The sequence below is a fragment of the Motilimonas sp. 1_MG-2023 genome (assembly GCF_030547455.1).
GTDB lineage: Bacteria > Pseudomonadota > Gammaproteobacteria > Enterobacterales > CBDFNC01 > Motilimonas.
The window spans coordinates 1-288 of the sequence record NZ_JAUOPX010000155.1; the positions used below are offsets into that span (position 1 = coordinate 1).

1 pseudogene is annotated in these 288 nt (G+C 46.2%); it reads left to right on the forward strand.

Going from position 1 to position 288, the window contains the following annotated elements:
* Positions 1-287, forward strand: a pseudogene (locus Q4519_RS21850) (lipoprotein-releasing system transmembrane subunit LolC); the annotation flags it as partial.
* Position 288: the final 1 nt, after the last annotated feature.

A 288-nucleotide genomic window follows, 5' to 3' on the forward strand; every position in this document is an offset into this window, starting at 1 on the left:
ATACCAAAGCTAAACGCAGCAATGGATTTGTTTCGTTTGTATCCTTGTTTTCAACGGGTGGCATCTTGCTCGGGGAGATGTCGTTGATCTTGGTTTTGTCCGTGATGAATGGCTGTGAAGAGAAACAAAAAAAGCGCGTACTAGGCGCTATCCCTCACGTGGTGATCACCAATCAAGCGCAATTGTTGCATGATTGGCAAAGTGTGATGCGCGATATTGGTGATATTGCTAATGTTGATGGTGTATCGGCCATGGTCAACGCTGAAGCCATGGTGCAATCCCCTTAAC